Source organism: Bradyrhizobium sp. SRS-191, assembly GCF_024586915.1.
In the GTDB taxonomy this organism is placed as follows: domain Bacteria; phylum Pseudomonadota; class Alphaproteobacteria; order Rhizobiales; family Xanthobacteraceae; genus Bradyrhizobium.
The window spans coordinates 542,064-566,683 of record NZ_JANBVS010000001.1 but is presented as its reverse complement, the minus strand read 5'-3'; the positions used below and the strand labels follow the sequence as shown (position 1 = coordinate 566,683).

The following is a 24,620-nucleotide window of genomic DNA, read 5'->3' as shown; positions in this document are numbered from 1 at the left end:
CTGGAGCTGATATGCCAATTCAAGTTTTGATGCCTGCGCTGTCGCCCACGATGGAGAAGGGCAACCTCGCCAAATGGCTGAAGAAGGAAGGCGAGGCGATCAAGTCGGGTGACGTGATCGCCGAGATCGAGACCGACAAGGCGACGATGGAAGTCGAGGCGACCGACGAGGGCACGCTCGGCAAGATCCTGATCCCCGAAGGCACCGCCGACGTCGCGGTGAACACCCCGATCGCCACCATCCTCGCCGATGGCGAGACGGCGGCCGATCTCGGCAAGGCCTCGGCGCCCGCCGCCGAGATGAAGGCTGCGCAATCGGCGCCGCCGGCGGATGCCGGTGTCTCCGTGCAGGCGTCGCCCGCGCCGACCGGCGTAGCCGCGCCGCAGAGCGTCGCCGAGCCCGATCCGGAAGTCCCTGCCGGCACCGAGATGGTGACTCAGACCATCCGCGAGGCGCTGCGCGACGCGATGGCCGAGGAGATGCGCAGGGACGGCGACGTCTTCATCATGGGCGAGGAGGTCGCCGAGTATCAGGGCGCCTACAAGGTCACCCAGGGCCTGCTGCAGGAGTTCGGCGCTCGCCGCGTCATGGACACGCCGATCACCGAGCACGGCTTTGCCGGCATCGGCGTCGGTGCCGCGATGGCCGGCCTGAAGCCGATCGTCGAGTTCATGACCTTCAACTTCGCCATGCAGGCGATCGACCAGATCATCAACTCCGCGGCCAAGACCTTGTACATGTCCGGCGGCCAGATGGGCTGCTCGATCGTGTTCCGCGGCCCGAACGGTGCCGCCGCCCGCGTCGCCGCCCAGCATAGCCAGGACTACTCGTCCTGGTATTCGCACATCCCCGGCCTCAAGGTCGTCGCGCCGTATTCCGCGGCGGACGCCAAGGGTCTGTTGAAGGCCGCGATCCGCGATCCGAACCCGGTGATCTTCCTCGAGAACGAGGTGCTGTACGGTCACTCCGGCGAGGTGCCGAAGCTCGACGACTACATCATCCCGATCGGCAAGGCGCGCATCGCGCGTTCCGGCAAGGACGTCACGATCATCTCCTGGTCGAACGGCATGACCTACGCGCTGAAGGCCGCCGATGAGCTCGCCAAGGAGGGCATCGAGGCCGAGGTGATCGATCTGCGCACGCTGCGTCCGATGGACACCGAGACCATCATCGCCTCGGTCAAGAAGACCGGTCGTGCGGTCACGGTGGAAGAGGGCTGGGCGCAGAGCGGCGTCGGCGCCGAGATCGCCGCGCGCATCATGGAGAATGCGTTCGACTATCTCGATGCGCCGGTGACGCGCGTGTCCGGCAAGGACGTGCCGATGCCGTATGCGGCGAACCTCGAGAAGCTCGCGCTGCCCTCGGCTGCGGAGGTCGTGCAGGCCGCCAAGTCCGTCTGCTACCGCTAAGGGGCATCCCAGATGGCCGGACCCAAGGAGCAGCCGCTGCCGCCCGACGTCGTCGGCCGTGAGGACGCCACCGAAGTGTTGCGCGCCTTCGTGCTCGACGGCGGGCTCTCGATCGCCTTTCAGCGCGCCTTCGAGGAGCCCGACGTGTGGGGGCTGCTCCTGGTCGACGTCGCCCGACATGCTGCGCGCGCCTATGCGCGCGAGAGCGATTATTCCGAAGACGAGGCGCTGCAGCGCATCGTCGAGATGTTCGAAGCCGAGCTGGCTCGGCCGACTGACACGGGCACCACCAGCCCCAGGTCGAAACAAGGTCACTGATCATGCCGATCAACATTCTGATGCCCGCGCTGTCGCCGACGATGGAGAAGGGCAATCTCGCTCGTTGGCTCAAGAAGGAAGGCGACCAGGTCAAGTCGGGCGAGGTCATCGCCGAGATTGAGACCGACAAGGCCACGATGGAAGTCGAGGCGGTCGACGAAGGCACGCTCGCGAAGATCCTGGTGCCCGAGGGCACGCAGGACGTGCCGGTCAACGACGTGATCGCGGTGCTCGCCGGCGAGGGCGAGGATGTGAAGGCGGCCGGCGGCGCGCCGGCGGCTGCGGCTCCGAAGGCTGAGGCCAAGCCGACGGCTTCCGCGACGCCCGCGGCTGCGCCTGCTGCCGCGCCGGCGCCGAAGCCGGCTGCGGCTCCCGCGCCAGCCGCTCCTGCGGCTGCCCCGCAGGTCAATGGTCACGAGCGCATCTTCTCCTCGCCGCTGGCGCGGCGTCTCGCCAAGGACGCCGGCATCGATCTCGGCCGGATCACCGGCACCGGCCCGCATGGCCGCGTCGTCGCGCGCGACGTCGAGGAGGCCAAGTCGGGCAAAGGCCTCAAGGCCGCGCCGTCTGCTGCCCCTGCGTCGGGCGCGCCCGCCGTGGCGCCGTCGATGTCCGACAAGCAGATCCTGGCGCTGTTCGAGCCGGGCTCCTACGAGGTCATCCCGCATGACGGCATGCGCCGGACCATCGCGCAGCGCCTCACTGCGGCGACGCAGACCGTGCCGCACTTCTATCTCACGATCGACTGCGACATCGGCAAGCTGCTCGCCGCGCGCGAGGAGATCAATGCGGCTGCTCCGAAGGACAAGGAGAAGAAGCCGCTCTACAAGCTCTCGGTGAACGACTTCGTCATCAAGGCGATGGCGGTGGCGCTGCAGAAGATCCCGAACTGCAACGTGAGCTGGACCGAAGGCGGCATGGTCAAGCACAAGCATTCCGACGTCGGCGTTGCGGTCGCGATGCCCGGCGGCCTGATCACGCCGATCATCCGGAAAGCGGAGACCAAGACACTGTCGGCGATCTCGGGCGAGATGAAGGACTTCGCCGCGCGCGCCCGCTCGCGCAAGCTGAAGCCGGAGGAATATCAGGGCGGCACCACGGCCGTATCGAACCTCGGCATGTACGGCATCACGCACTTCACCGCCGTGATCAACCCGCCGCATGCGACGATCCTTGCGGTCGGCACATCGGAGGAGCGGCCGGTAGTGCGCAACGGCAAGATCGAGATCGCCAGCATGATGAGCGTGACCCTGTCCTGCGATCACCGTGCGATCGACGGCGCGCTCGGCGCCGAACTGATCGGCGCCTTCAAGCAGCTGATCGAGAATCCCGTGATGATGATGGTGTGAGCCGCGAGGCTCGTGCCCGTCATTCCAATCGAATATTTGTAGGGTGGGCAAAGCGCAGCGTGCCCACCGACCACATCGCAAGCTCGTGAGACGGTGGGCACGGCGCTCCGCGCCTTTGCCTACCCTACGAGATGACAACTAAGTTGAGATCGGAGCCGTCATGGCCGACACATCCTTCGACGTCATCATCATCGGCTCGGGCCCGGGCGGCTACGTCACCGCGATCCGGGCAGCCCAGCTCGGCTTCAAGACCGCGATCATCGAGAAGTCGCATCTCGGCGGCATCTGCCTGAACTGGGGCTGCATCCCGACCAAGGCGCTCTTACGCTCGGCCGAGATCTATCACTACATGCAGCACGCCAAGGACTACGGCCTCTCTGCCGAGAAGGTCTCCTACGATCCGAAGGCGGTGGTGCAGCGCTCGCGCGGCGTGTCCAAGCGGCTCGCCGACGGCGTCGGCTTCCTGATGAAGAAGAACAAGGTGCAGGTGATCTGGGGCCGCGCCAACATTGACGCGCCCGGCAAGATCACCGTGACCAAGTCCGACGTCGAGGCGCCGAAGGGCGCGCTCGGCGAGGGCAGCTACCAGGCCAAGCACATCATCGTCGCGACCGGCGCGCGTCCGCGTGTGCTGCCGGGCCTGGAGCCGGACAAGAAGCTCGTCTGGACCTATTTCGAGGCGATGGTGCCGGACAAGATGCCGAAGTCGCTGCTCGTCGTCGGCTCCGGCGCGATCGGCATCGAGTTCGCCTCGTTCTTCCGCACCATGGGGTCGGAGGTGACGGTGGTCGAGGTGCTGCCGCAGATCCTGCCCGTCGAGGACGCCGAGATCGCCGGCATCGCCCGCAAGCAGCTGGAGAAGCAGGGCTTGAAGATCATGACCGGCGCCAAGGTCACCAAGCTCGACAAGAAGAGCGACAGCGTGGTTGCGACGATCGACGACGGCAAGGGCAAGATCGAGACGACCGAGTTCGATCGCGTGATCTCGGCGGTCGGCGTCGTCGGCAACATCGAGAATCTCGGGCTCGAGAAGCTCGGCGTGAAGACCGACCGCGGCTGCATCGTCATCGACGGCTACGGCAAGACCAATGTGCCCGGCCTCTATGCCATCGGCGATGTCGCCGGTCCGCCGATGCTCGCGCACAAGGCCGAGCATGAGGGCGTGGTCTGCATCGAAGCCATCAAGGGCCTGCATCCGCACCCGATGGACAAGAGCTTGATCCCGGGCTGCACCTATTGCCACCCGCAGGTCGCTTCCGTCGGCCTCACCGAGGTCAAGGCGAAGGAGCAGGGCCGTGACATCCGCGTTGGCCGCTTCCCCTTCGTCGGCAACGGCAAGGCGATCGCGCTCGGCGAGGACCAGGGTCTCGTGAAGGTGATCTTCGACAAGAAGACAGGCCAGCTGATCGGCGCGCACATGGTCGGCGCGGAGGTGACCGAGCTGATCCAGGGCTATGTCGTGGCGATGAACCTCGAGACCACCGAGGAAGAGCTGATGCACACCATCTTCCCGCATCCGACCCTGTCGGAAATGATGAAGGAAGCCGTGCTCGACGCCTATGGCCGCGTGCTCAATATGTAGCCCCGCCCACGTTCGTCATGCGCGGGCTTGACCCGCGCATCCATCCCGCTTCGAGAAACTTTTGCGAAGCGGATGGATTGCCGGGTCAAGCCCGGCAATGACGGAGAGGACCAGACGAGCACAACAAGAAGGCTCCGCCGTGAAATCCAGCGACAACCTCACCACCGAGCGCCCGACCTTCGTCACCCATCTCGAATGCGCGATGGCAGGCGATCACTATCCGGCGGATCAGGTCCACAACCTCTCCAAGGCCGGCAAGCCGCTGTTGGTGCGCTACGATCTCGCCGGTGTGAAAAAGGCGCTGACCAAGGATGCGCTGGCGCAGCGGCCGGCCGACATGTGGCGCTATCGCGAGCTGCTGCCGGTGCGGAAGTGCCAGGACATCGTCAGCCTCGGCGAAGTCATGACGCCGCTGATCGGCCTGCCCAAGCTCGCCAAGAAGCTCGGCGGCGGCGAGATCATCGTCAAGGATGAGGGGCGGCTGCCGACCGGCTCGTTCAAGGCGCGCGGCCTGGTGATGGCGGTGTCGATGGGCAAGGCGCTCGGCATCAAACACATGGCGATGCCGACCAACGGCAATGCGGGCGCTGCGCTCGCGGCCTATGCGACGTCGTGCGGCATCAAGACCACGATCTTCTGCCCGGCCGATACACCGGAAGTGAACGTCAGCGAGATCGAGCTGCAGGGTGCGACCGTCTACCGCGTCAACGGGCTGATCGACGATTGCGGCAAGATCGTCGGCGAGGGCAAGGCCAAGGTCGGCTGGTTCGATACGTCGACGTTGAAGGAGCCGTACCGGATCGAAGGCAAGAAGACGATGGGGCTCGAACTCGCCGAGCAGCTCGGCTGGGACGTGCCCGACGTGATCTTCTATCCGACCGGCGGCGGCACCGGCCTGATCGGCATGTGGAAGGCGTTCGACGAGTTGGAGAAAATCGGCTTCATCGGCTCCAAGCGTCCGCGCATGGTCGCCGTACAGGCGTCAGGCTGCGCGCCGATGGTGCGAGCCTTCGAGCAGGGCGTCGAGCACGCCACCCGCTGGGAAGACGCCCATACGATCGCGTCCGGCATCCGCGTGCCCCAGGCCGTGGGGGATTTTCTCATCCTGCGCGCTGTCCGCGAGAGCAAAGGTTTTGCGATCGCAGTCGATGACGACGCGATTTCGGCCGGCCTCAACGAGGTTGCGCGCGAGGAGGGGCTGCTGCTCTGTCCAGAAGGAGCGGCAACTTACGCCGCCTACAAGCAGAGCCTGGCCGACGGCCGCGTCACCAAGAACGACCGCGTCATGCTGTTCAACTGCGCCACCGGCCTGAAATATCCGCTGCCTAAGGTGGAGCGCACCCTCGATCGCCACCAGCCGATCGACTACACTCAGTTCTAACCGGACGGTCGGCATTGCGGCCTGGCGCCTGATCGTCTGACAAGAAGGATCAGGCCGCCCAGGGAGGACCGCGATGCGACGCCTGTTCGGCGCTGTGGCAATGGCGCTTGCCGTGTTTGGTGGTCCCGCCGCAGCGGAGACCTATCCCTCGCGCGCCATCACGGTCATCGTGCCGTTCGCCGCCGGCGGACCGTCGGACGCGATGATGCGGATCCTCGCCGAGCACATGAAGCAGACGCTCGGCCAGCCGGTGCTGGTCGAGAACGTCACCGGCGCCGGCGGCTCGATCGGCGTGGGCCGTGCGGTGCGCTCCAGGCCCGACGGCTACACCGTGAGCTTCGGCCATCTCGGCACGCACGTCGCCAACGGCGCGGTCTATCGGCTCGGCTATGACCTCGTCGCCGACCTCGAGCCGGTCGTGCTGCTGCCGAGCAATCCGATGGTCATCGTCAGCAAGAGCACTGTGCCGGCGAAATCGCTGTCCGAATTGCTCGCCTGGCTGAAGGCGCAGCCGAACCCGGCATCCGCAGGCACCGCAGGCAACGGCTCCGGCAGCCACATTGCCGGGCTCTATTTCGAGCAGGTCACCGGGATCAAGCTGCAATACGTGCCCTATCGCGGCACGGGCCCGGCGATGAACGATCTCGTCGGCGGCCAGATCGATCTCATCGTCGACCAGACGTCGAACGCCATCAACCAGGTGCGCGCCGGCACGATCCGCGCTTATGCCGTCACCGACGCCAAGCGCCTCGACAGCGCGCCGGAGATTCCGACGACGGACGAGGCCGGCCTTGCGGGCTTCCACATGACATTGTGGTCGGGGCTCTGGCTGCCCAAGGGAACGCCGAAGGAGATCGTCGAGACGCTCAATGCCGCAGCGGTCGACGCGCTCGACGACCCGGATGTGCAGAATCAGCTGAAAAACCTGGGGTTGCAGATGCCTCCCCGGGATCAGCGGACGCCGGCGGCACTTGGAACCGTGCAGCGGGCAGAAATCGCCAAATGGTGGCCGATGATCCGTGCCGCCGGGATTGTTCCGGAATAACGGACGGTATCCTTTGCCTGCGGAATGGTGGCGCATTGGCCACGGATGTTGCGACGTCGCCACAGTTTACGAAGTTTTGGTAACAATCTCAGGCGCTCCATGAACGCGCCGCTTTTTGGCCACACCTGGTCGTGAAATACTTTGATCAGAATAGTACCTGTGCGTGTGAGGTAGCCAAAAATCCACTTCTGGGATTTTAGCGTTCTCCACAGCGCCGGGAGGCCAGAACAGCGATGGACGCGAAGACCGACATCAAGCGCAGGCTGCCCAGCCGTCACGTGACGGAAGGGCCCGAGCGTGCGCCGCATCGGTCTTATCTCTACGCGATGGGCCTGACCACGGCTCAGATCCACCAGCCGTTCGTCGGCGTCGCCTCGTGCTGGAATGAGGCTGCGCCCTGCAACATCGCGCTGATGCGGCAGGCTCAGGCGGTCAAGAAGGGCGTCGCGCATGCCGGCGGCACGCCGCGTGAATTCTGCACCATCACCGTCACCGACGGCATCGCGATGGGCCATGACGGCATGCGATCGTCGCTGCCGTCTCGCGAGGCGATCGCCGATTCGGTCGAGTTGACGATTCGTGGCCATTCCTACGATGCGCTGGTTGGGCTGGCCGGCTGCGACAAATCGCTGCCGGGCATGATGATGGCGATGGTCCGGCTCAACGTCCCCTCGATCTTCATCTATGGCGGCTCGATCCTGCCCGGCAATTTCCGCGGCCAGCAGGTCACGGTGCAGGACATGTTCGAGGCCGTCGGCAAGCACTCCGTGGGTGCGATGTCGGACGACGACCTCGACGAGCTCGAGCGCGTCGCTTGTCCGTCGGCCGGCGCCTGCGGCGCCCAGTTCACCGCCAACACGATGGCGACGGTGTCCGAGGCGATCGGGCTGGCGCTGCCGTACTCGGCCGGCGCTCCCGCGCCTTACGAAATTCGTGATTCCTTCTGCATGACCGCCGGCGAGAAGGTCATGGAGCTGATCGCAGCCAACATCCGGCCGCGCGACATCGTGACGCGAGCCGCGTTGGAGAATGCCGCTGCGGTTGTGGCGGCCTCCGGCGGCTCGACCAATGCTGCGCTGCATCTTCCTGCGATTGCGCATGAGGCGGGCATCAAGTTCGACTTATTTGACGTCGCCGAAATCTTCAAAAAGACACCTTATATCGCGGATTTGAAGCCGGGTGGCCGCTATGTCGCCAAAGACATGTTCGAGGCTGGTGGCATTCCGCTCTTGATGAAGACGTTGCTCGACCATGGCTATTTGAACGGCGACTGCCTCACAGTCACCGGCCGGACGATCGCCGAAAACCTCAAAGGCGTGAAATGGAATCCGCACCAGGACGTGGTGAGGCCGGCTGATCAGCCGATCACTGCAACCGGAGGTGTTGTCGGTCTGAAAGGCAATCTCGCGCCAGAGGGCGCGATCGTGAAAGTCGCGGGCATGTCTAACTTGAAATTCACTGGGCCGGCCCGCTGCTTCGATCGGGAAGAGGATGCCTTTGAGGCCGTGCAGAAGCGGACCTATCGCGAGGGCGAGGTCATCGTGATCCGTTATGAGGGGCCGCGCGGTGGTCCGGGCATGCGGGAAATGCTGCAGACCACGGCGGCGCTGACCGGGCAGGGCATGGGCGGCAAGATCGCGCTCATCACCGATGGCCGGTTCTCCGGCGCGACCCGCGGCTTCTGCATCGGCCATATCGGACCGGAGGCGGCCGTCGGCGGGCCGATCGCCCTGGTCGAGGATGGCGACATCATCGAGATCGACGCCGAGGCCGGTATTCTTAACGTCAAGTTGAGCGATGCCGAACTCGCGTCACGTCAAACCAAGTGGACGCCGCGTGAGACGCATCACACGTCGGGCGCACTTTGGAAATATGCCCAGCAGGTCGGGCCGGCCGTGGCGGGTGCCGTCACCCACCCAGGTGGTGCGCAAGAGAAACATTGCTATGCGGACATCTGATCGGATCATTTTTGCATTGCTGCTGGGGGTTGCTCCGCTCGCGTTGCCGGCGCCGTCGTTCGCGTTCGATGGCGCTCCGGTCAACCAGGAGCCGGCGATTCCCGTGGCTGGACCGCAGGCTGGCGCCGGCGCGCTGCGCAAGGCCGTGCCCGCGACGACGTCCTCGACGTCGCCTACGCAGTCCCTGACGGCGCTTCAATACGCTGCGGAGGAAGGCCACCCGGTCGCGCAGTTCAAGCTCGGCCGGATGTATGCGGCCGGCGACGGCGTGGCGCGCGACGACATGCGCGCGTTCGATTATTTCAGCCGCATCGCCAATGCGCATGCCGAGGACAGTCCGTCGGCGCCGCAGGCGCAGATCGTGGCCAATGCCTTCGTTGCGCTCGGCCGCTATTATCTCTCCGGCATCCCGAATACCAAGGTGAAGCCGGATCCGGATCGTGCGCGCGAGATGTTCTCGTATGCCGCGTCCTATTTCGGCAATGCCGACGCCCAGTACGACCTGGCGCGGATGTATCTGAAGACAGCGGACGCCTCGCGGGACGATTTCCGCTATGGTGCGCGCTGGCTTGGTCTCGCCGCGCAGAAGGGCCAGCATCAGGCCCAGGCCTTGCTCGGCCAGATGCTGTTCAATGGCGACCGTCTGCCCCGGCAGGCGGCGCGCGGCCTGATGTGGCTCACTCTGGCGCGTGACAGTGCCGGTCCGGACGAAGCCTGGATCAAGGAGAGCTACAACCGCGCCTTCGCCAAGGCGTCGGACGACGACCGCGCCTCGGCGCTGCAGATGCTCGAGAGCTGGGTGCAGGGCAAGCGCGAGTAGCGGGGGAAGCATTGCGCTCCCTCTGCGAGGGGGATTGCGATGATCATCCGCGATGCGACTCCAGACGACGCCGTGGCCGCCTGCGCCGTGCTGCGCGCCTCCATCGTCGAATTGTGCGAGGCGGATCACCGCGGCAATCCGGACATTCTCGGCCGCTGGCTTGCGAACAAGACGCCGGAGATCGTTGCAGGCTGGGCCGACGGGCAGGGAAGGTCGCTGCTGGTCGCCGTCGAGGAGGAGGCGATTCTCGCCGTCGGCGGGCTTGCTCATCCCAACGAGATCACCGTGAACTACGTCTCGCCGCGGGCGCGCTTTCGCGGGGTGAGCTCGGCCATGGTGGCAGTGCTGGAGCGGCGGGCCGCGGCTCTCGGCGCCCGTGAGATCGATCTGCTGAGCACCGAGACGGCGCACCGATTCTATCTCGCCCGCGGCTATGTCGATGTCGGTACGCTCGCCGGCAAGTTCGGCACCGCCGCGTCCTATCCGATGCGCAAGACCCTGCTCGCCCGTTGAGTCGCGCATCCAGGGGGCCGCTCTGGGAGGCGCCGCAGTCGCTGCCCAATGATTGGGCGAGCGTCAGCCGATGTTTTGATCAGCCACGGGCGCGCCGCTCGAAATCTGCGACATCTCGTCCGGAAACCGCTGACGTGAGCCCGAATCGCGCTTGGCACGATTCGTGAGTGCAAAAGCTTCGCGACAGCAGAGGCGGTAGGTTTGCGCAGCGTTCGGATCGGTCTGATCATTCCCCAAAGCGGCTCGGCAGGGTTGTGGGCGCCCTCGGCCGAAGCCTGCGGGCGGTTGGCCGTGACCGAGCTGAACCAGGCTGCGGGGATCCGCCGCAAGCCGGTGGAACTCGTCGTCATCGATGGCGGCCCCACCGGTGCCAGCGCCGGGCAGGCGGCCGCGGAGGCGGTCGATGAGCTCGCGGTCGACGGTCTCGTCGGCATGCTGCCGAGCTATGCGCGCGACCCGGTCGCACGCGCGGCGCGGGGCCGCGTGCCGTTTCTCTATACGCCGCAGTTCGAGGGACTGTCGCCGGACAGCGATGTCATGACGACGGGCGAGACCGCCGACGAATTGCTGGCCCCCGCGATCCAGTGGCTGTCGGAGTGCAAGCACGCCCGGCGCTTCTTCCTGTGCGGCAACGACTACATCTGGCCACGCTCCTCGCTCGCCATCGCCAAGCGGCTGATCGCCCGGTTCGGCGGGACGGTGACCGGCGAGCACTACGTTCCGGTCGGCGCGCATGATTTCGACGAGATGATCGAGCGCATCAAGGCGACGCGCAGCGACGTGGTGCTGCCGGTGTTCCTCGGCTTCGACTGCATCGCCTTCAACCGCGCGTTCTGCGCCGCCGGCCTCAGCCGCCACGTGCTGCGATTCTCCTCGGCCTTCGACGAGACCATCGTCTACGGCCTCGACAGCAGCGAGACCGAGAACGTCTACGTCGCCTCCAGCTATTTCGCCTCGCTGCGCTCGCGCAACAACGGCGCGTTCCTCGAACGCTACTACACGGCGTTCGGCGACAATCCGCCGCCGCCGAACGGCTATGGCGAGTCCTGCTACGAAGGCATTCACGCGCTGGCCGCGCTGATCGAGCGCGCCGGGAGCTTCGACGCGCGGGATATCCGGCGGGTCTTCGGCCGCACGCTGCAGGGCCGCACCGCCCGCGGCAACGAGGCGCAGCCGGTGGTCGGCAGCCGGCATCCGATCCATCTCGCCGAGCTCGACGGCTATGATTTCGCCGTGGTCGCATCGCGCTAGAACCGGCTGTACGGCAAAAAACTACTTGCCATTTCAAATATTGTAATTTTAAACTTCACGCGGCTCGTGAACCCGCATCACCAACCCATGGGGATCCCTGATGACTCTTTCTCGCCGTCGTTTCCTGCAACGCTCGGCCATCGCGACGTCGACCTTGATCGCGGCACCCGCGGTGTTCCGCTCGGGCGCGCTCGCGGCCGAGAACCCGATCACGGTCGGCAGCCTGCACGACCAGTCCGGTCCGATCGGAACCTCGGGCACGCCGATGGTCTATGCGCTGCAGCTGGCCGTTGAGGAAATCAACGCCGCGGGCGGCCTGCTCGGACGGCCGCTGAAGGTGATGCACTACGACACCCAGTCGAACATCCAGCTGTACTCGCAATACGCCCAGCAGCTGGCGGTGAAGGACAAGGTCGACGTCGTGCATGGCGGCATCACCTCGGCCTCGCGCGAGGCGATCCGGCCGACCTTCGACCGCTTCAAGGTGCTGTACTTCTACAACACGCTGTACGAAGGCGGCGTCTGCGACCGCAACACCTTCTGCACCGGCACCACACCGGCCCAGACCGTCGAGAAGCTGGTGCCGAGCGCGATGAAGAAGGCGGGCAAGAAGGCCTACATCATCGCCGCCGACTACAATTACGGTCAGATCACCGCGAAGTGGATGACCAAATACTGCAAGGACAATGGCGGCGAGATTCTCTCGACCGACTTCTTCCCCCTCGACGTCACCAATTTCGGCTCGACCATCTCCAAGATCCAGGCGGCCAAGCCCGACCTCATTTTGTCGGCGCTGGTCGGCGGCAACCACACCGCGTTCTACCGGCAGTGGACCGCGGCCGGCATGAAGGGCAAGATCCCGATCGCCTCCACCACCTTCGGCCTGGTCAACGAGCCCTCGACGCTCGATGCCGCCGAGAGCGATTCGATCATCGGCGCCTACGGCTATTTCGAGGAGCTGACCACGCCGGCCTCCAAGAGCTTCGTCGAGAAGATCAAGAAGGCGCATCCGGACTCGCCCTACATCAGCGAGCTCGCCTCGTGCACCTATGAGGGCGTCATGCTCTGGGCCGAGGGCGTCAAGAAGGCCGGCAGCATCGACCGCATGAAGGTGATCGAGGCGCTCGAGAGCGGCCTCGTCTTCGACGGTCCGAGCGGCAAGGTCTCGTTGGACAAGCCGACCCATCACACCGTCCGCAACGCGTTCCTTGCCGAGGTGAAGGACCGCAAATGGTCGGTGCTGGAAACCTACACCGACGCCAAGCCCGCGGACACCGCGAGCGTCTGCGACCTCGTCAAGAACCCGAACGACGTCAAGCAGTACATCATCAATCTCTGACGCCTGCCGGGTCCCGCCATCCGGCGGGGCCCGGATTTCCCGGACGGCCCTGAAAGACCTGACGCATGGCGATCTACGTCATCCTCGCGCTCGACGTTCTCAACGGAATCTCTTCGCTGTTCCTGCTCTGCCTGGGGCTGGCGATCATCTTCGGCATGATGAAGATCATCAATCTCGCCCATGGCGAGTTCATCATGCTAGGGGCCTATGCGACGGTGATCTCGGCCAATGCCGGGGTGAATATCTGGATCGCGATGCTGATCGTCGCCCCGGTGTTCGTCGGCATCGTCGGCCTCGTCATCGAGCGCTGCCTGATCCGCTTCCTTTACGGCCGCCTGGTCGATTCGATGCTCGCGACCTGGGGCCTCAGCCTCCTGATCATCGGCATCATCACCACGATCTACGGCAACACCCAGCAGGGCGTGCCGACGCCGCTCGGCGGCTTCTCGATCGGCTCCTACCAGTCGAGCTACTACACGCTGTTCCTCGCATTGATGGCCGCGGTGATGATGGCGATCATCTACGGCGTCATGCGCTACACCCGGTTCGGCCTGGTTGCCCGCGCCACCATGCAGAACCCGGCGATGGCGGCGACCCTCGGCGTCAACCCGGCCCGGGTCTACATGAGCACCTTCGCGCTCGGCGCCGCGGTGACGGGACTTGCCGGCGGTCTGCTGGCGCCGGTCTCCGGCATCACGCCGGTGATGGGCGGCGCCTATGTCGCCAAGGCCTTCATGACCGTGGTCGGCGGCGGCGCGGCGATCCTCTCCGGCACGCTCTCGGCCGCCAGCCTGTTCGGCTCGGTCAATCAGGTCGGCGCCTACTTCACCACGCCTGTTTATGGCGAGGTCATCGTCTTCACCACCGCGATCGTGCTGATCCGCTTGCTGCCGCAGGGCATCTCCGGGCGCTTCTTCAAGGGGAACCTGTGATGGACAAGCGCCTTCGCCTCGCGCTCCAGGCAGCAGGAACCGTTGTCGCCATCGGCGTGATCGCGATCATGCCAAGCGTGATCGAGCTGTTCGGCCTGATGCAGCTGACCTTGTTTGCCGCGATGTCGGTGCTGGCGCTGAGCCTCGCCTTCATCTGGGGCTTCGGCGGCATCCTGTCGTTCGGCCAGACCGCCTTCTTCGGCCTCGGCGGCTATGCCTATGCGATCGCGGCCGTGAACTTCCAGGACTCGACGCCGGCGATCCTGCTGGCGATCGTTGTGCCCGCGCTGTTCGCGGCCATCCTGGGCTACTTCATCTTCTTCGGCCGCATCTCCGACGTCTATCTCGGCGTCATCACGCTCACCGTCACCCTGATCCTGTTCAACTCGGTCAACTCGACCTCGGGCGACGCCTACAAGATCGGCAAGGCGCTGCTTGGCGGCTTCAACGGCATGCCGGCGGTGCCGACCTTCAACATGCCGTTCGATCCATCGACGGTGCTCTCGCCCGAGCAGTCGTGGTGGACCACGGCCTATGTGCTGCTCGGCGTCTTCCTGCTGCTGCGTCTGCTGCTGGCGCTGCCGGCCGGGCGCATCATCGTCGCCGTCCGCGAGAACGAGGTGCGCGCGTCGCTGCTCGGCTATGACCCGCGTCTCGTGAAGTGCCTGACCTTCATCCTCGGCGGCGCCATCGCCGGTCTTGCCGGCGCGCTCTATGTCAATTGGGGCGCCTTCGTCAGCCCGACCATCTTCAGCCTGTCGCTATCGGCCGAGATCATCATCTGGATCACCGTCGGCGGGCTCGGCACCTTGCTCGGACCGATCATCGGCTGCGTCGTGATCGAGTACATCGTCGCCTATATCGGCTCGCAGCAGCTGTTGAACTCCAACCTCGTGCTCGGCGGCGTGCTGGTGGTGTTCGTGCTGCTGCTGCCGAAGGGCATCTTCCCGACCGCGCGCGATCTGGTGATGCGGCTGGTGCCGCAGACCAAGCCCAAGGCGAATGGCCCATCGGTGCCATCGGCGGCGGCGCCGCATCCCGCAGGAGCCGAATGATGGCCGACCTCGTTCCTCTGCTCAAGGCCGAGCACCTGACGATGCGCTTCGGCGGCGTCGTCGCCAATGACGACATCACCTTCACCTTGCAGGAGATGGAGCTGCGCTGCCTGATCGGCCCGAACGGCGCAGGCAAGAGCACGTTCTTCAAGACGCTGACCGGCCAGCTGGTCCCGACCTCCGGCACGATCGCGTTCCGCGGCATGCCGATCGCGGGCAAGGCCTCGCACGAGATCGCGCGCATGGGCATCGGCATCAAGACCCAGGTGCCGAACGTGTTCAACGGCCTCTCGGTGCGCGAGAACATCTGGATGGCCGTGCGTCGCAAGGCGACGCCGCGCCAGCAGGGCCCGGCCGTCAATGCCGTGCTGGAGATGATCCGTCTGACCGACTACGCCGACAGCATCGTCGCGACGCTGTCCCACGGCCAGCGCCAATGGGTCGAGATCGGCATGGTGCTCGCCGCCGAGCCCGAGCTGATCCTGCTCGACGAGCCCGCCGCAGGCATGACCGACGAGGAGACGTTCCACACGGCTGCGATCATTCGCGAGATCAACCAGACCCGCGCCATCGTCGTCGTCGAGCACGACATGGAGTTCATCAAGCAGATCGCCAAGCGCGTCACCGTGTTCCATCAGGGCCGCGTGCTGGTCGAGGACACCGTCGACAAGGTGCTCGCCGATCAGCGTGTCCGCGACGTCTATCTCGGCAAGAAGGTGGCGGCATGAGCGCGCTTCTGGAGGTCAAGGGTCTCAAGTCCGGCTATGGCCGGATCCCGATCCTGTTCGGTGTCGACCTCACGGTCGCCGACGGCGAATATCTCGGCATCCTCGGCCACAACGGCATGGGCAAGACCACGGCCTTGCGCACCCTGATGGGGCATCTGCCGACGACGGACGGCTCGGTCGTCTTTGCCGGCAAGACCATCACGCATCTCAAGCCGCACGAGCGCTCGCGGCTCGGCATCGGCCTGGTGCCGCAGGGCCGCGAGATCTTCCCGGACCTGTCGGTCATGGAAAACCTGCGCATGGGACTCGCCGCGGCGCCGAAGGAGGACCGCGGCGTCATCGACGCCGTGCTGCAGGATTTTCCGCGCCTGGTGCGGCTGCTCGACCGCCGCGGCGGCGCATTGTCCGGCGGCGAGCAGCAATTGCTGGCGCTGGCGCGCTGCCTCTGCACCAAGCCGAAGCTGATCCTGCTGGACGAACCCACCGAGGGCATTCAGCCCTCGATCATCGAGGAGATCATCGAGACCCTGCTGGCGCTGAAGACGCGCTGGAAGATGTCCTTGATCGTCGTCGAGCAGAACCTCGAATTCATCACGTCGTTATCGGACCGCATCCTGCACATCCAGAAGGGACGCATCACCGAGGAACTCGACCGTGAGACTCTGCTGGCCCGGGAAGGTCTGATGGTCCCGAGCTAGCGTATTCCGGCGCGGCTGCGCCGGCGCAATCGAACTGCATAATCCTAGTCTCTGCCCCAGCTTGTCCTCACAAGAAAGGATGACTCATGTCCATCAAACGCCCGAATGCCGAGGAAGTCGCCGATCTCGCCGCCAGCCTGCATATGAACATGACGGTCGAGGAGGCCGCCGAATATCTGTCGCTGATGGGCGGTATGTTCGATCAGTACGACATCATCGATGAGCTGCCGAACCCGCTGCCGCCGGTGAAATATCCGCGCACACCGGGTGCCAAGCCGCCGGCGAAGGAGAACAAGTACAACGCTTGGGCGATCAAGACCGAGGTGAAGGGCGCAGGCTCCGGCAAGCTCGCCGGCCGCACCGTCGTGCTGAAGGACAACGTCGCGCTCGCCGGCGTCCCCATGATGAACGGCTCGACCACGCTCGAAGGCTTCATCCCGGCCGCTGACGCCACCATCGTCTCGCGCATCCTCGATGCCGGCGGCACCATCGTCGGCAAGGCCGTCTGCGAGCACTTTTGCCTGTCCGGCGGCAGCCACACCTCCAATCCCGCGCCGGTGCACAATCCCTGGAAGATGGGCTATTCGGCCGGCGGCTCGTCGTCGGGCAGCGCTGCGCTCGTCGCGGCCGGCGAGGTCGACATGTCCATTGGCGGCGACCAGGGCGGCTCGATCCGCATTCCTGCGTCGTATTGCGGCATCTACGGCATGAAGGCGACCCACGGCCTCGTGCCCTACACCGGCGTGATGCCGATCGAGTCGACGATCGACCACACTGGCCCGATGACGGCCAACGTCAAGGACAACGCACTGCTGCTCGAAGTGCTGGCCGGCGCCGACGGCCTCGATCCGCGCCAATACGCGCCGAAAGTCTCGGCCTACACCGAGGCGCTCGGCAAGGGCGTGAAGGGCCTCAAGATCGGCGTGCTCAAGGAAGGCTTCAGCGCGCCGAACATGGAAGAGGGCGTGGTCTCCAAGGTTAAGGCCGGCGCCGAGCGCTTCGCCAAGATGGGCGCCAGCGTGTCGGAGGTTTCGATCCCCGAGCACATGCATGCGCTGGCGGCGTGGAATCCGATCACGCTCGAGGGCTTCCTGGTTCAGATGATGCTCGGCAACGGCATGGGCTTCAACTGGAAGGGCCTGTACGACGTCGGCCTGCTCGACGCGCATTCCGGCTGGCGCACCCGTGCCGACGATCTGTCGGTGACCTTGAAGCTGACCATGCTGGTCGGCCAGTGGGGTCTCGAACATTATCGCGGCCGCTACTACGCCAAGTCGCGCAACATCGCGATCCAGGCCAAGGCCGCCTACGACGCGATGTTCGGTTCCTACGACCTGCTGCTGATGCCGACCTTGCCCTGCGTCGCCACGCCGATCCCGGCCAAGGACGCGCCGCTCGCCGAAGTCGTGCAGCGCGCCTTCGAAATGACCGCGACGACGAGCCCGTTCGACGTCACCGGTCATCCGGCAATGACCCTGCCATGCGGCCTTTCGGACGGCCTGCCGGTCGGCCTGATGCTGATCGGCAAGGACTACGCGGAGTCGACGATCTACCAGGCGGCGGCGGCGTTCGAGGCCGACGGCGACTGGAAGACATTCTGATGATCACCATCACCGCGGTCATCAGGGCCAAGGCGGGACACGAAGCCACGATGCGCGACGCCCTCGTCGCCGTCGCGGCCCATGTCGCGGCCAACGAGCCGGAGACGATCGGGTTCTTCATCTCGCAGAGCGAGACCGAGCCCGGCCTGTTCACCACCTATGAGCGCTTCGCCGACAAGGCCGCGATGGACCGCCACAACGGCTCCGCCGCGGTGGCGACCTTCTTCGGCATCGCCAAGCCGATCCTCGACGGCGAGGTCATTCTGGTGACCTCGCAGGAGGTGTCGGCGACGCTGCGGTAGGCGCGGTCAGGGGTGAGCAAACCAAACGTCCTTCGAGACGCCCGCCAAGTGGCGGGCTCCTCAGGACGAGGGCGGTCGGTGTGGCCAGATGAGCGTCCCTTGCTGAGTGAGATCCGCAAGAGCTCGTACGGGGCTTTCATCAACATCACATGCGAGCCCCACCCGCGATCTCAACCCTCATGGTGAGGAGCCCGCCACTTGGCGGGCGTCTCGAACCATGAGGCCCAATTCGAACGACGAGCGCTGAACGACGAGAGGAACCACGCCGATGCTTCGTCTGCACGGCATCATGGGACGCGCCGACGATAAGGTCTACGCGCGGCAACTACACGCGCTGGAGCATCGCGGCGGTATCGAGCTGTTGTTCGTGCCGCCGGCCGATGCCGGCCGCAAGCGTTTCCGCCTGACCACCGATCGAGGCACCGATTGCGCCGTCAGCCTCGACCGCGACGAGGAGCTGATCGACGGCGCGCTGCTGCATCTCGATGCGGAGCGCGCGATCATCGCCCGCTTCGGCGAGCAGCAGGTCCTGCGCCTCAAGGCCCGCGACGACGCGAGCGCGCTCAAGCTCGGCTGGCATGCCGGCAATCTGCACTGGCGCGTCCGCTTCGAGGGCGATTGTCTCGTCGTGCTGCTCGACGCTCCGATCGAGACCTATCGTGCGCGCATTCTGCCGCTGCTCGATGCCGGCGAGGTCGTGGAGCGGGTGCATGTTTGACCGTGGCGAGGCGCTGGCATTGCTGCAGCTCGGCGACAGCGCCTTTCCCGCCGGCGGCTTTGCCTTCTCCTGGGGCATCGAAGGCCTCGCCGCCGATGGCCTGCTGTCCGATCGCGACGACCTCGACCGGGTGATCGCCGATCACCTGGCGCAGCGCTGGGCCAGCATGGATCGCATCCTGCTTCGTCGCGCCTGGCGCGCGGCTGACTCCGACGCCATCGCCGCCGTCGACCGCCTCGCGGAGGCCACGACGCCGTCGGCCGAGATGCGCGAGGGTTCGCGGCGCGCGGGCAGGGCGCTGCTCGGTGTCTGGGTCAAGCTCGCTGGCCGTCTGTCGGTGTCCTACCGCGCACGCGTTTCCGCCGATCCGAGACTTGGGCACCTCGCCGTGGTGCAGGCGATCACCGGTCGTGATGCCGGCCTGAGCCTCGATGCCGCCGAGCTCGTCTCGGGCTGGACGCTGATCACCGGCCTTGCCAGCGCCGCCGTGCGGCTCGGCCTGATCGGCCACATCGACTCGCAGCAGAGCCTCGCGCGCGCCCGTGCTCTGCTCGCTGATCTTCTCGCCGACGCCCCCGACGACGACGCGATGCCGTCGAGCTTCACGCCCTTCATCGATATCGCCGTCTCGCGCGGGCCGCTGCGGGCCGTGCGCATGTTCACGACCTGAGGTGCCCTGGCCATGATGAACCTGTCGCCCACGGAGCTCGATCGTCTCGTGATCTTCAACGCCGCGCAGATGGCGCGGCGCAACCGCTCGCTCGGCATCAAGCTCAGCCATCCCGAGGCGGTCGCCTACATCACCGACGAGGTGATGACCGCGGCGCGCCGCAATCTGCCCTATGCCGAGATCCGCGACATGGCGGGACGGCTGCTCACGACCGACGACGTGGAGCCGGGCGTCGCGCAGATGATCCCGATGCTCTATGTCGAGCTGATGTTCGCCGAGGGTACCAAGGTGATGGCGCTGTTCGAGCCGATCCAGCCCGCTGAAGGCGCAGCGCCCGATGACATTGTTCCCGGCGAGATCATCGCCGGCGGCGACGACATCGCGATGTTCACCGAGCTGCCGGCGATCACCATCGACGTTGTCAACACCGGGGATCGCGACATCCAGGTGCGCAGCCACACCCATTTCTTCGAGGTCAACCGCGCGCTGCGCTTCGATCGGGCGGCGGCCTGGGGCATGAAGATCGACCGCCCCGCCGGGCTCGGCATCCGCTTCGAACCGGGCATCTTCAAATCGGTGCGGCTGGTGCCGATCACCGGCGACCGGATCGTGCGCGGCCAGGCCGGGCTAGTCAATGGTCCGCTCGATGCCCCCGGCGCGCGGGATGCCGCGCTCAAGCTCGCGCAGTCGCGCGGCTATCTCGGAGCTTGAGCCATGGCAACACTGACGCGGCAAGCCTATGCCGAGCTGTACGGTCCGACCAAAGGCGATCTCGTCCGGCTCGCCGACACCAGCCTGCTCGCCGAGATCGAGCACGACTACACGACCTACGGTCATGAGCTGCTGGTCGGCGCCGGCAAGAACATCCGCGACGGCGAGGCGGTCGCGGCGCACCGGACCTCGCAGCACAAGGCGCTCGACGTCGTCGTCAAGAACGCGACCATCGTCGACGCGGTGATCGGCATCGTGAAGGCCGACATCGGCATCCGCGACGGCCGCATCGTCGGCATCGGCAAGGCCGGGAATCCCGACATCATGCCCGACGTGCATCCGGACATGGTGGTCGGCCACACCACCGCGCCGATCGCCGGCGGCCCGTTCATCGTGACCGCGGGCGCCATCGAGAGCCACGCCCACCTGATCTCGCCGGAGCAGTCGGATCACGCGCTCGCCGGCGGCACCACGACGATGGTCGGCAACGGCTCGGGGCCTGTGTTCGACGTCGGCTCAGGCTCGGGCCCGAACTTCGGTCACTTCCTCAAGTCGATCGAGTTCTCGCCGCTGAACTACGCGCTGTTCGGCCGCGGCGGCTCCGATCCCGAAGCCGTCGAGGCTGCGGTCGCCGCCGGCGGCATGTCCGTCAAGATCCACGAGGATTTCGGCGCGTCGCCCGATGTCATCGACAAGACGCTGATCGCGGCGGATCGTCACGACTTCGCGGTTCATCTGCATACCGACTCCATCAACGAATACGGCTTCTGCGAGGACACGATGGCGGCGGTCGATGGCCGCACCATCCACATGTATCACGTCGAGGGCGCCGGCGGCGGCCATGCGCCCGACCTGCTCAAGGTCGTGTCCTGGCCGAACGTGATTCCGTCCTCGACCAACCCGACCAATCCCTACACCTCCTATGGGATGGAGGAGGGCGTGCCGATGACGATGATCTGTCATCAGCTCAACTACAATTCGCCCGAGGATGTCATGTTCGGCGAGGCGCGAGTGCGCGCGCAGTCGATGGCGGCGGAGGACTTTCTCCACGACATGGGCGCGATCTCGATCTTCGGTACGGACACGCAGGGCATGGGCCGGCTCGCCGAGAACGTCGCCAAATGCTGGCAGCTCGCCAGCGTGATGAAGGACCGCATCGGCCGCCTGCCGGAGGAAACCACCGCGCGCGCCGACAATGAGCGCATGAAGCGCTACGTCGCCAAGCTCACGATCAATCCGGCTATCGCAGTCGGCATCGATCATGTCGTCGGCTCGATCGAGGTCGGCAAGATGGCCGATCTCGTGCTGTGGCCGCGCGCCTCGTTCGGACTGAAACCGTACATGGTGATCAAGAACGGCTTTCCAGTGTGGGCCGCGATGGGTGACGGCAATGGCAGCCTCGGGCTGTCGGAGCCGATGATCCAGAAGCGGATGTGGGGCGCGCTCGGCGCGGCGCCGCAGCGGCTCGGCGTCAACTTCATGTCCAAGCTCGCGGTCGACGCCGGCATTCGCGACAAGCTCGGGCTGGGGCGCGAGACGGTGCAGATCAAGAATGTCCGCCGCCTGCGCAAGACCGACATGGTCCGCAACGCCGCGATGCCGCATGTCGAGGTCGATCCGCAGACTTTCGAGGTGCGCGCCGACGGCAAGCTCTTGATGTGTCCGCCGGCCACATCGGTGCCGCTCGCCAGGAGATTCATGCTGCGATGAGCCGTCTCGCTCTCACCCATGCCGATGCTCCGATGACGGCCGCGCGCGTCGGCATCGGCGGCCCCGTCGGCTCCGGCAAGACCGCGCTGGTCGAGCAGTTGATCCCGGCGCTGCAGGCGCGCGGCATCGACATCGCCGTGATCACCAACGATCTCGTCACCGCCGAGGATGCCGAGCGCGTGCGCCGGTCCGGCCTGATCGATCCCGAGCGGGTGTCGGCGGTGGAGGCCGGCGCCTGTCCACACACCGTGATCCGCGAGGACCCGACGCTCAACATCGAGGCCGCCGATGAATTGGAACGGCGCTTTCCCGGCGTCGAGCTGATCCTTTTGGAAAGCGGCGGCGACAACCTCGCCTCGACCTTCTCGCGCGACCTCACCGACTTCTGGATGTTCGTCATCGACGTCGCCGGCGGCGACGACATCCCGCGCAAGCGCGGCCCCGGCGTGATCCGCGCCGATCTCCTCGTCATCAACAAGGTCGATCTCGCCCCGCATGTCGGCGTCGATCTCGCGCGCATGCAGCGTGAGGCCACGGAGGTGCGCGGCGGCCGGCCGGTGCTGCTGACGAACTGCCGGCGCGGGGAGGGCGTGGACGCGATCGTCGATCTCCTGGAGCGCGAGGTGCTGTTCCGCACGTGAGCGTTTCAGAACCAGAGACGCCGCGGCTCGATCTCTCCTTCGTCCGCCGCGGCGGCCGCACCGTGATCGACCGGCGCTTGTTCGCCTGGCCGTTCGTGCTGACGCGCAGCTTTCACACCGATGCCATCAGGCCGGATGTTCTCAGCGTCGTCCTGCAGACCGGCAGCGGTGCCGTGCACGGCGAGGACCGGCTGACGCAGCGCTTCACGCTGCAGGCGGGTGCGGCCGTCTGCGTGACCACGCAGGGCGCGACGTCAGTGCATCGCGCCGAACCGGGGACGCGCGCTGTCGAGCATGTCCTGCTCCGCGTCGAGGCGGGCGCGTCGCTCGACTACCGGCCCGAGCCGCGCATCCTGTTTCCCGACGCGGCGCTGTGCCAGGTGCTGGAGCTGGACTGCGCCACGGATGCCGTCGCGCTCATCACCGACGCCTTCACGATGCATGACCCGGCCGCGCAGGGACGCTTGTTCCGCGAGCTCGACTCCGAGCTCATCGTGCGCCGCCAAGGCGAGGAGCCGCTGCTGATCGACCGCATGCATCTGCGCGGTCCCGCGGCTGCGCCGTTTCAGGGCCGCCGTGCGTTCGGCTCGGCCGTGCTGATGCTGCCGCAGGCGCACGACCGCGCTGCGCTCCGCCAGCGCCTGGCCGACGCGTTCGCGGCCATCGATGATCTCTATGCGGCCGCGAGCCTGCTGCCGGACAAGGCCGGCATTGGCGTGCGACTCGCGGCTCGCGAGGTGCGCCAGCTGCGCACCGGCTTCGACGCGATCGCGGCCGTGGTTCGCGACATTGATCTCGGCGCGCGCGTCGCTCAGACACCGAGCGCAGCGGCAACGGCGCGGCCGACCGCCGCGTGAGCGGCGTTGCGCTTGTCGTCGCCGGCCCTGGTCTCGGTGAGATAGCTCGTCACGATCACCGGTGCGCGGCCCGAAGGCCAGATCACCGCGACGTCGTTGCTGCTGCCGTTGTCGCCCGCGCCGGTCTTGTCGCCGACGCGCCATTCCGCCGGCAGGCCGGCACGCAGCTTGGCCGCTCCCGTCTTGCAGCCGATCAGCCAGCCGTTCAGGACGTCGCGCGAGTTGGCCGAGAGCGTGTTGCCGGTCGTGAGCTTCGCCAGAGTCTGCGCCATCGCCGCCGGCGTCGTCGTATCCCTCGGATCGCCCGGAATGCTCTCGTTCAGCGCCGGCTCGATGCGGTCGAGACGGGTGATGGCGTCACCAAAGCCGCGGATCGCGCGCGTGAGGCCGGCAGGGCCGCCGAGCGTCGCCAGCAGCAGGTTCGCCGCCGTGTTGTCGCTGAGCGTGACCGTCGCCTCGCACAACTCGCCGACCGACAGGCCCGACGTGCCGACATAGGCCTTCGTCACCGGCGCGTAGGACAGGATGTCTGCCTGCGCGATCGGAAGCCGGCGCGAGAGCTGCTCGGTGCCGGCATCGACCTTGGTCAGGATCGCGGCCGTCAGCAGCGCCTTGAAGGTGCTGCACATCGGGAACCGCTCGTCGAGGCGATGACCGCTGAGCGCGCCGCTTGCGGTGTCCAAGAGCGCGACGCCGAGACGTCCGCCGCTGTCGGTCTCGATGCCCGCGATCGTCGCCTGCAGGTCGGCTGCGAGGGTCGGCTTCGCCGCCAGAAGCGGCACCAGTGCGAGCGGGAACAATTGCCGCCGTGTGTAGATCGTCAATGGAGAGTCCTGAATGCTATCCCGGATTCCCGACCCTAGCTTGGCGCAGCGGCCAAACCAAGCGGGGACGCTGTTGACGAAGACGGACCGTTTACACTATTTTAGGTTGTGTTTGTTGATTTGCTGCCGGCGTCTCGGCCGTCGAACGGCGCACGATCCAGGGCGCCATCGATTTTGAATCACATACTTCATTTCGTCGCGACGATTG

General features: G+C 66.1%; 24 protein-coding genes. 23 read left to right on the top strand and 1 reads right to left on the bottom strand.

Features of this window, described 5'->3' with window-relative positions; all coding sequences use genetic code 11:
* Positions 1-11: 11 nt before the first annotated feature.
* The 23 genes from NLR35_RS02735 to NLR35_RS02625 all read left to right on the top strand — a co-directional run bounded on the left by NLR35_RS02735 (position 12) and on the right by NLR35_RS02625 (position 23,588).
* On the top strand, positions 12-1,409 hold the full coding sequence (locus NLR35_RS02735; RefSeq protein WP_257165010.1) for a pyruvate dehydrogenase complex E1 component subunit beta: 1,398 nt from the start codon (positions 12-14) through the stop codon (positions 1,407-1,409).
* A 12-nt stretch (positions 1,410-1,421) separates the two neighbouring features.
* On the top strand, positions 1,422-1,727 hold the full coding sequence (locus tag NLR35_RS02730; protein WP_006614386.1) for a DUF5076 domain-containing protein: 306 nt from the start codon (positions 1,422-1,424) through the stop codon (positions 1,725-1,727).
* A gap of 2 nt (positions 1,728-1,729) precedes the next feature.
* The gene (locus NLR35_RS02725; RefSeq protein WP_257165009.1) at positions 1,730-3,076 is read left to right on the top strand and encodes a pyruvate dehydrogenase complex dihydrolipoamide acetyltransferase; all 1,347 of its coding nucleotides are present in this window, start codon (positions 1,730-1,732) and stop codon (positions 3,074-3,076) included.
* Between the two features lie 160 nt (positions 3,077-3,236).
* Complete coding sequence (lpdA, locus tag NLR35_RS02720; RefSeq protein ID WP_257165008.1) at positions 3,237-4,658, top strand: dihydrolipoyl dehydrogenase; 1,422 nt, start codon at positions 3,237-3,239, stop codon at positions 4,656-4,658.
* Between the two features lie 139 nt (positions 4,659-4,797).
* Positions 4,798-6,039, top strand: a complete 1,242-nt coding sequence (locus NLR35_RS02715) for a threonine synthase (protein WP_257165007.1) — start codon at positions 4,798-4,800, stop codon at positions 6,037-6,039.
* A gap of 73 nt (positions 6,040-6,112) precedes the next feature.
* Complete coding sequence (locus tag NLR35_RS02710; protein ID WP_257165006.1) at positions 6,113-7,084, top strand: tripartite tricarboxylate transporter substrate binding protein BugD; 972 nt, start codon at positions 6,113-6,115, stop codon at positions 7,082-7,084.
* Between the two features lie 233 nt (positions 7,085-7,317).
* Entirely contained in the window at positions 7,318-9,042 is a 1,725-nt protein-coding gene (ilvD, locus tag NLR35_RS02705) for a dihydroxy-acid dehydratase (protein WP_257165005.1), read from the top strand.
* On the top strand, positions 9,029-9,862 hold the full coding sequence (locus NLR35_RS02700) for a tetratricopeptide repeat protein (protein ID WP_257165004.1): 834 nt from the start codon (positions 9,029-9,031) through the stop codon (positions 9,860-9,862). The genes ilvD and NLR35_RS02700 overlap by 14 nt, the downstream gene beginning before the upstream one ends.
* A gap of 39 nt (positions 9,863-9,901) precedes the next feature.
* Positions 9,902-10,375: a GNAT family N-acetyltransferase gene (locus tag NLR35_RS02695; RefSeq protein ID WP_257165003.1), complete on the top strand. Its 474-nt coding sequence runs from the start codon at positions 9,902-9,904 to the stop codon at positions 10,373-10,375.
* Positions 10,376-10,576: 201 nt separating this feature from the next.
* The gene (locus tag NLR35_RS02690) at positions 10,577-11,626 is read left to right on the top strand and encodes a substrate-binding domain-containing protein (protein ID WP_257165002.1); all 1,050 of its coding nucleotides are present in this window, start codon (positions 10,577-10,579) and stop codon (positions 11,624-11,626) included.
* Between the two features lie 100 nt (positions 11,627-11,726).
* The gene (locus NLR35_RS02685; protein WP_257165001.1) at positions 11,727-12,965 is read left to right on the top strand and encodes an ABC transporter substrate-binding protein; all 1,239 of its coding nucleotides are present in this window, start codon (positions 11,727-11,729) and stop codon (positions 12,963-12,965) included.
* Positions 12,966-13,030: 65 nt separating this feature from the next.
* Complete coding sequence (locus NLR35_RS02680) at positions 13,031-13,897, top strand: branched-chain amino acid ABC transporter permease (RefSeq protein WP_257165000.1); 867 nt, start codon at positions 13,031-13,033, stop codon at positions 13,895-13,897.
* Positions 13,897-14,952: a branched-chain amino acid ABC transporter permease gene (locus tag NLR35_RS02675; protein ID WP_257164999.1), complete on the top strand. Its 1,056-nt coding sequence runs from the start codon at positions 13,897-13,899 to the stop codon at positions 14,950-14,952. Before NLR35_RS02680 ends, NLR35_RS02675 begins: the two co-directional genes overlap by 1 nt.
* The gene (locus NLR35_RS02670; RefSeq protein ID WP_257164998.1) at positions 14,952-15,680 is read left to right on the top strand and encodes an ATP-binding cassette domain-containing protein; all 729 of its coding nucleotides are present in this window, start codon (positions 14,952-14,954) and stop codon (positions 15,678-15,680) included. The genes NLR35_RS02675 and NLR35_RS02670 overlap by 1 nt, the downstream gene beginning before the upstream one ends.
* Positions 15,677-16,378, top strand: coding sequence for an ABC transporter ATP-binding protein (locus tag NLR35_RS02665; protein ID WP_257164997.1), 702 nt, complete (start codon positions 15,677-15,679; stop codon positions 16,376-16,378). Before NLR35_RS02670 ends, NLR35_RS02665 begins: the two co-directional genes overlap by 4 nt.
* An 86-nt stretch (positions 16,379-16,464) precedes the next feature.
* On the top strand, positions 16,465-17,979 hold the full coding sequence (locus NLR35_RS02660; RefSeq protein WP_257164996.1) for an amidase: 1,515 nt from the start codon (positions 16,465-16,467) through the stop codon (positions 17,977-17,979).
* The gene (locus NLR35_RS02655; protein WP_257164995.1) at positions 17,979-18,281 is read left to right on the top strand and encodes a putative quinol monooxygenase; all 303 of its coding nucleotides are present in this window, start codon (positions 17,979-17,981) and stop codon (positions 18,279-18,281) included. Before NLR35_RS02660 ends, NLR35_RS02655 begins: the two co-directional genes overlap by 1 nt.
* Positions 18,282-18,549: 268 nt before the next feature.
* Complete coding sequence (ureE, locus tag NLR35_RS02650; protein WP_257164994.1) at positions 18,550-18,999, top strand: urease accessory protein UreE; 450 nt, start codon at positions 18,550-18,552, stop codon at positions 18,997-18,999.
* Entirely contained in the window at positions 18,992-19,669 is a 678-nt protein-coding gene (locus tag NLR35_RS02645; protein ID WP_257164993.1) for an urease accessory protein UreF, read from the top strand. The genes ureE and NLR35_RS02645 overlap by 8 nt, the downstream gene beginning before the upstream one ends.
* Positions 19,670-19,681: 12 nt before the next feature.
* Positions 19,682-20,380, top strand: a complete 699-nt coding sequence (gene ureB / locus NLR35_RS02640) for an urease subunit beta (RefSeq protein ID WP_257164992.1) — start codon at positions 19,682-19,684, stop codon at positions 20,378-20,380.
* A gap of 3 nt (positions 20,381-20,383) precedes the next feature.
* On the top strand, positions 20,384-22,090 hold the full coding sequence (gene ureC, locus NLR35_RS02635) for an urease subunit alpha (protein WP_257164991.1): 1,707 nt from the start codon (positions 20,384-20,386) through the stop codon (positions 22,088-22,090).
* Positions 22,087-22,731, top strand: coding sequence for an urease accessory protein UreG (ureG, locus tag NLR35_RS02630; RefSeq protein ID WP_257164990.1), 645 nt, complete (start codon positions 22,087-22,089; stop codon positions 22,729-22,731). The genes ureC and ureG overlap by 4 nt, the downstream gene beginning before the upstream one ends.
* A complete protein-coding gene (locus tag NLR35_RS02625; RefSeq protein ID WP_257164989.1) occupies positions 22,728-23,588 on the top strand; it encodes an urease accessory protein UreD in 861 nt (286 codons plus the stop codon). Before ureG ends, NLR35_RS02625 begins: the two co-directional genes overlap by 4 nt.
* On the opposite strand, the gene bla is transcribed toward NLR35_RS02625, so the two are convergent.
* Complete coding sequence (bla, locus tag NLR35_RS02620; RefSeq protein ID WP_257164988.1) at positions 23,543-24,412, bottom strand: class A beta-lactamase; 870 nt, start codon at positions 24,410-24,412, stop codon at positions 23,543-23,545. The genes NLR35_RS02625 and bla overlap by 46 nt on opposite strands.
* Between the last annotated feature and the right edge of the window lie 208 nt (positions 24,413-24,620).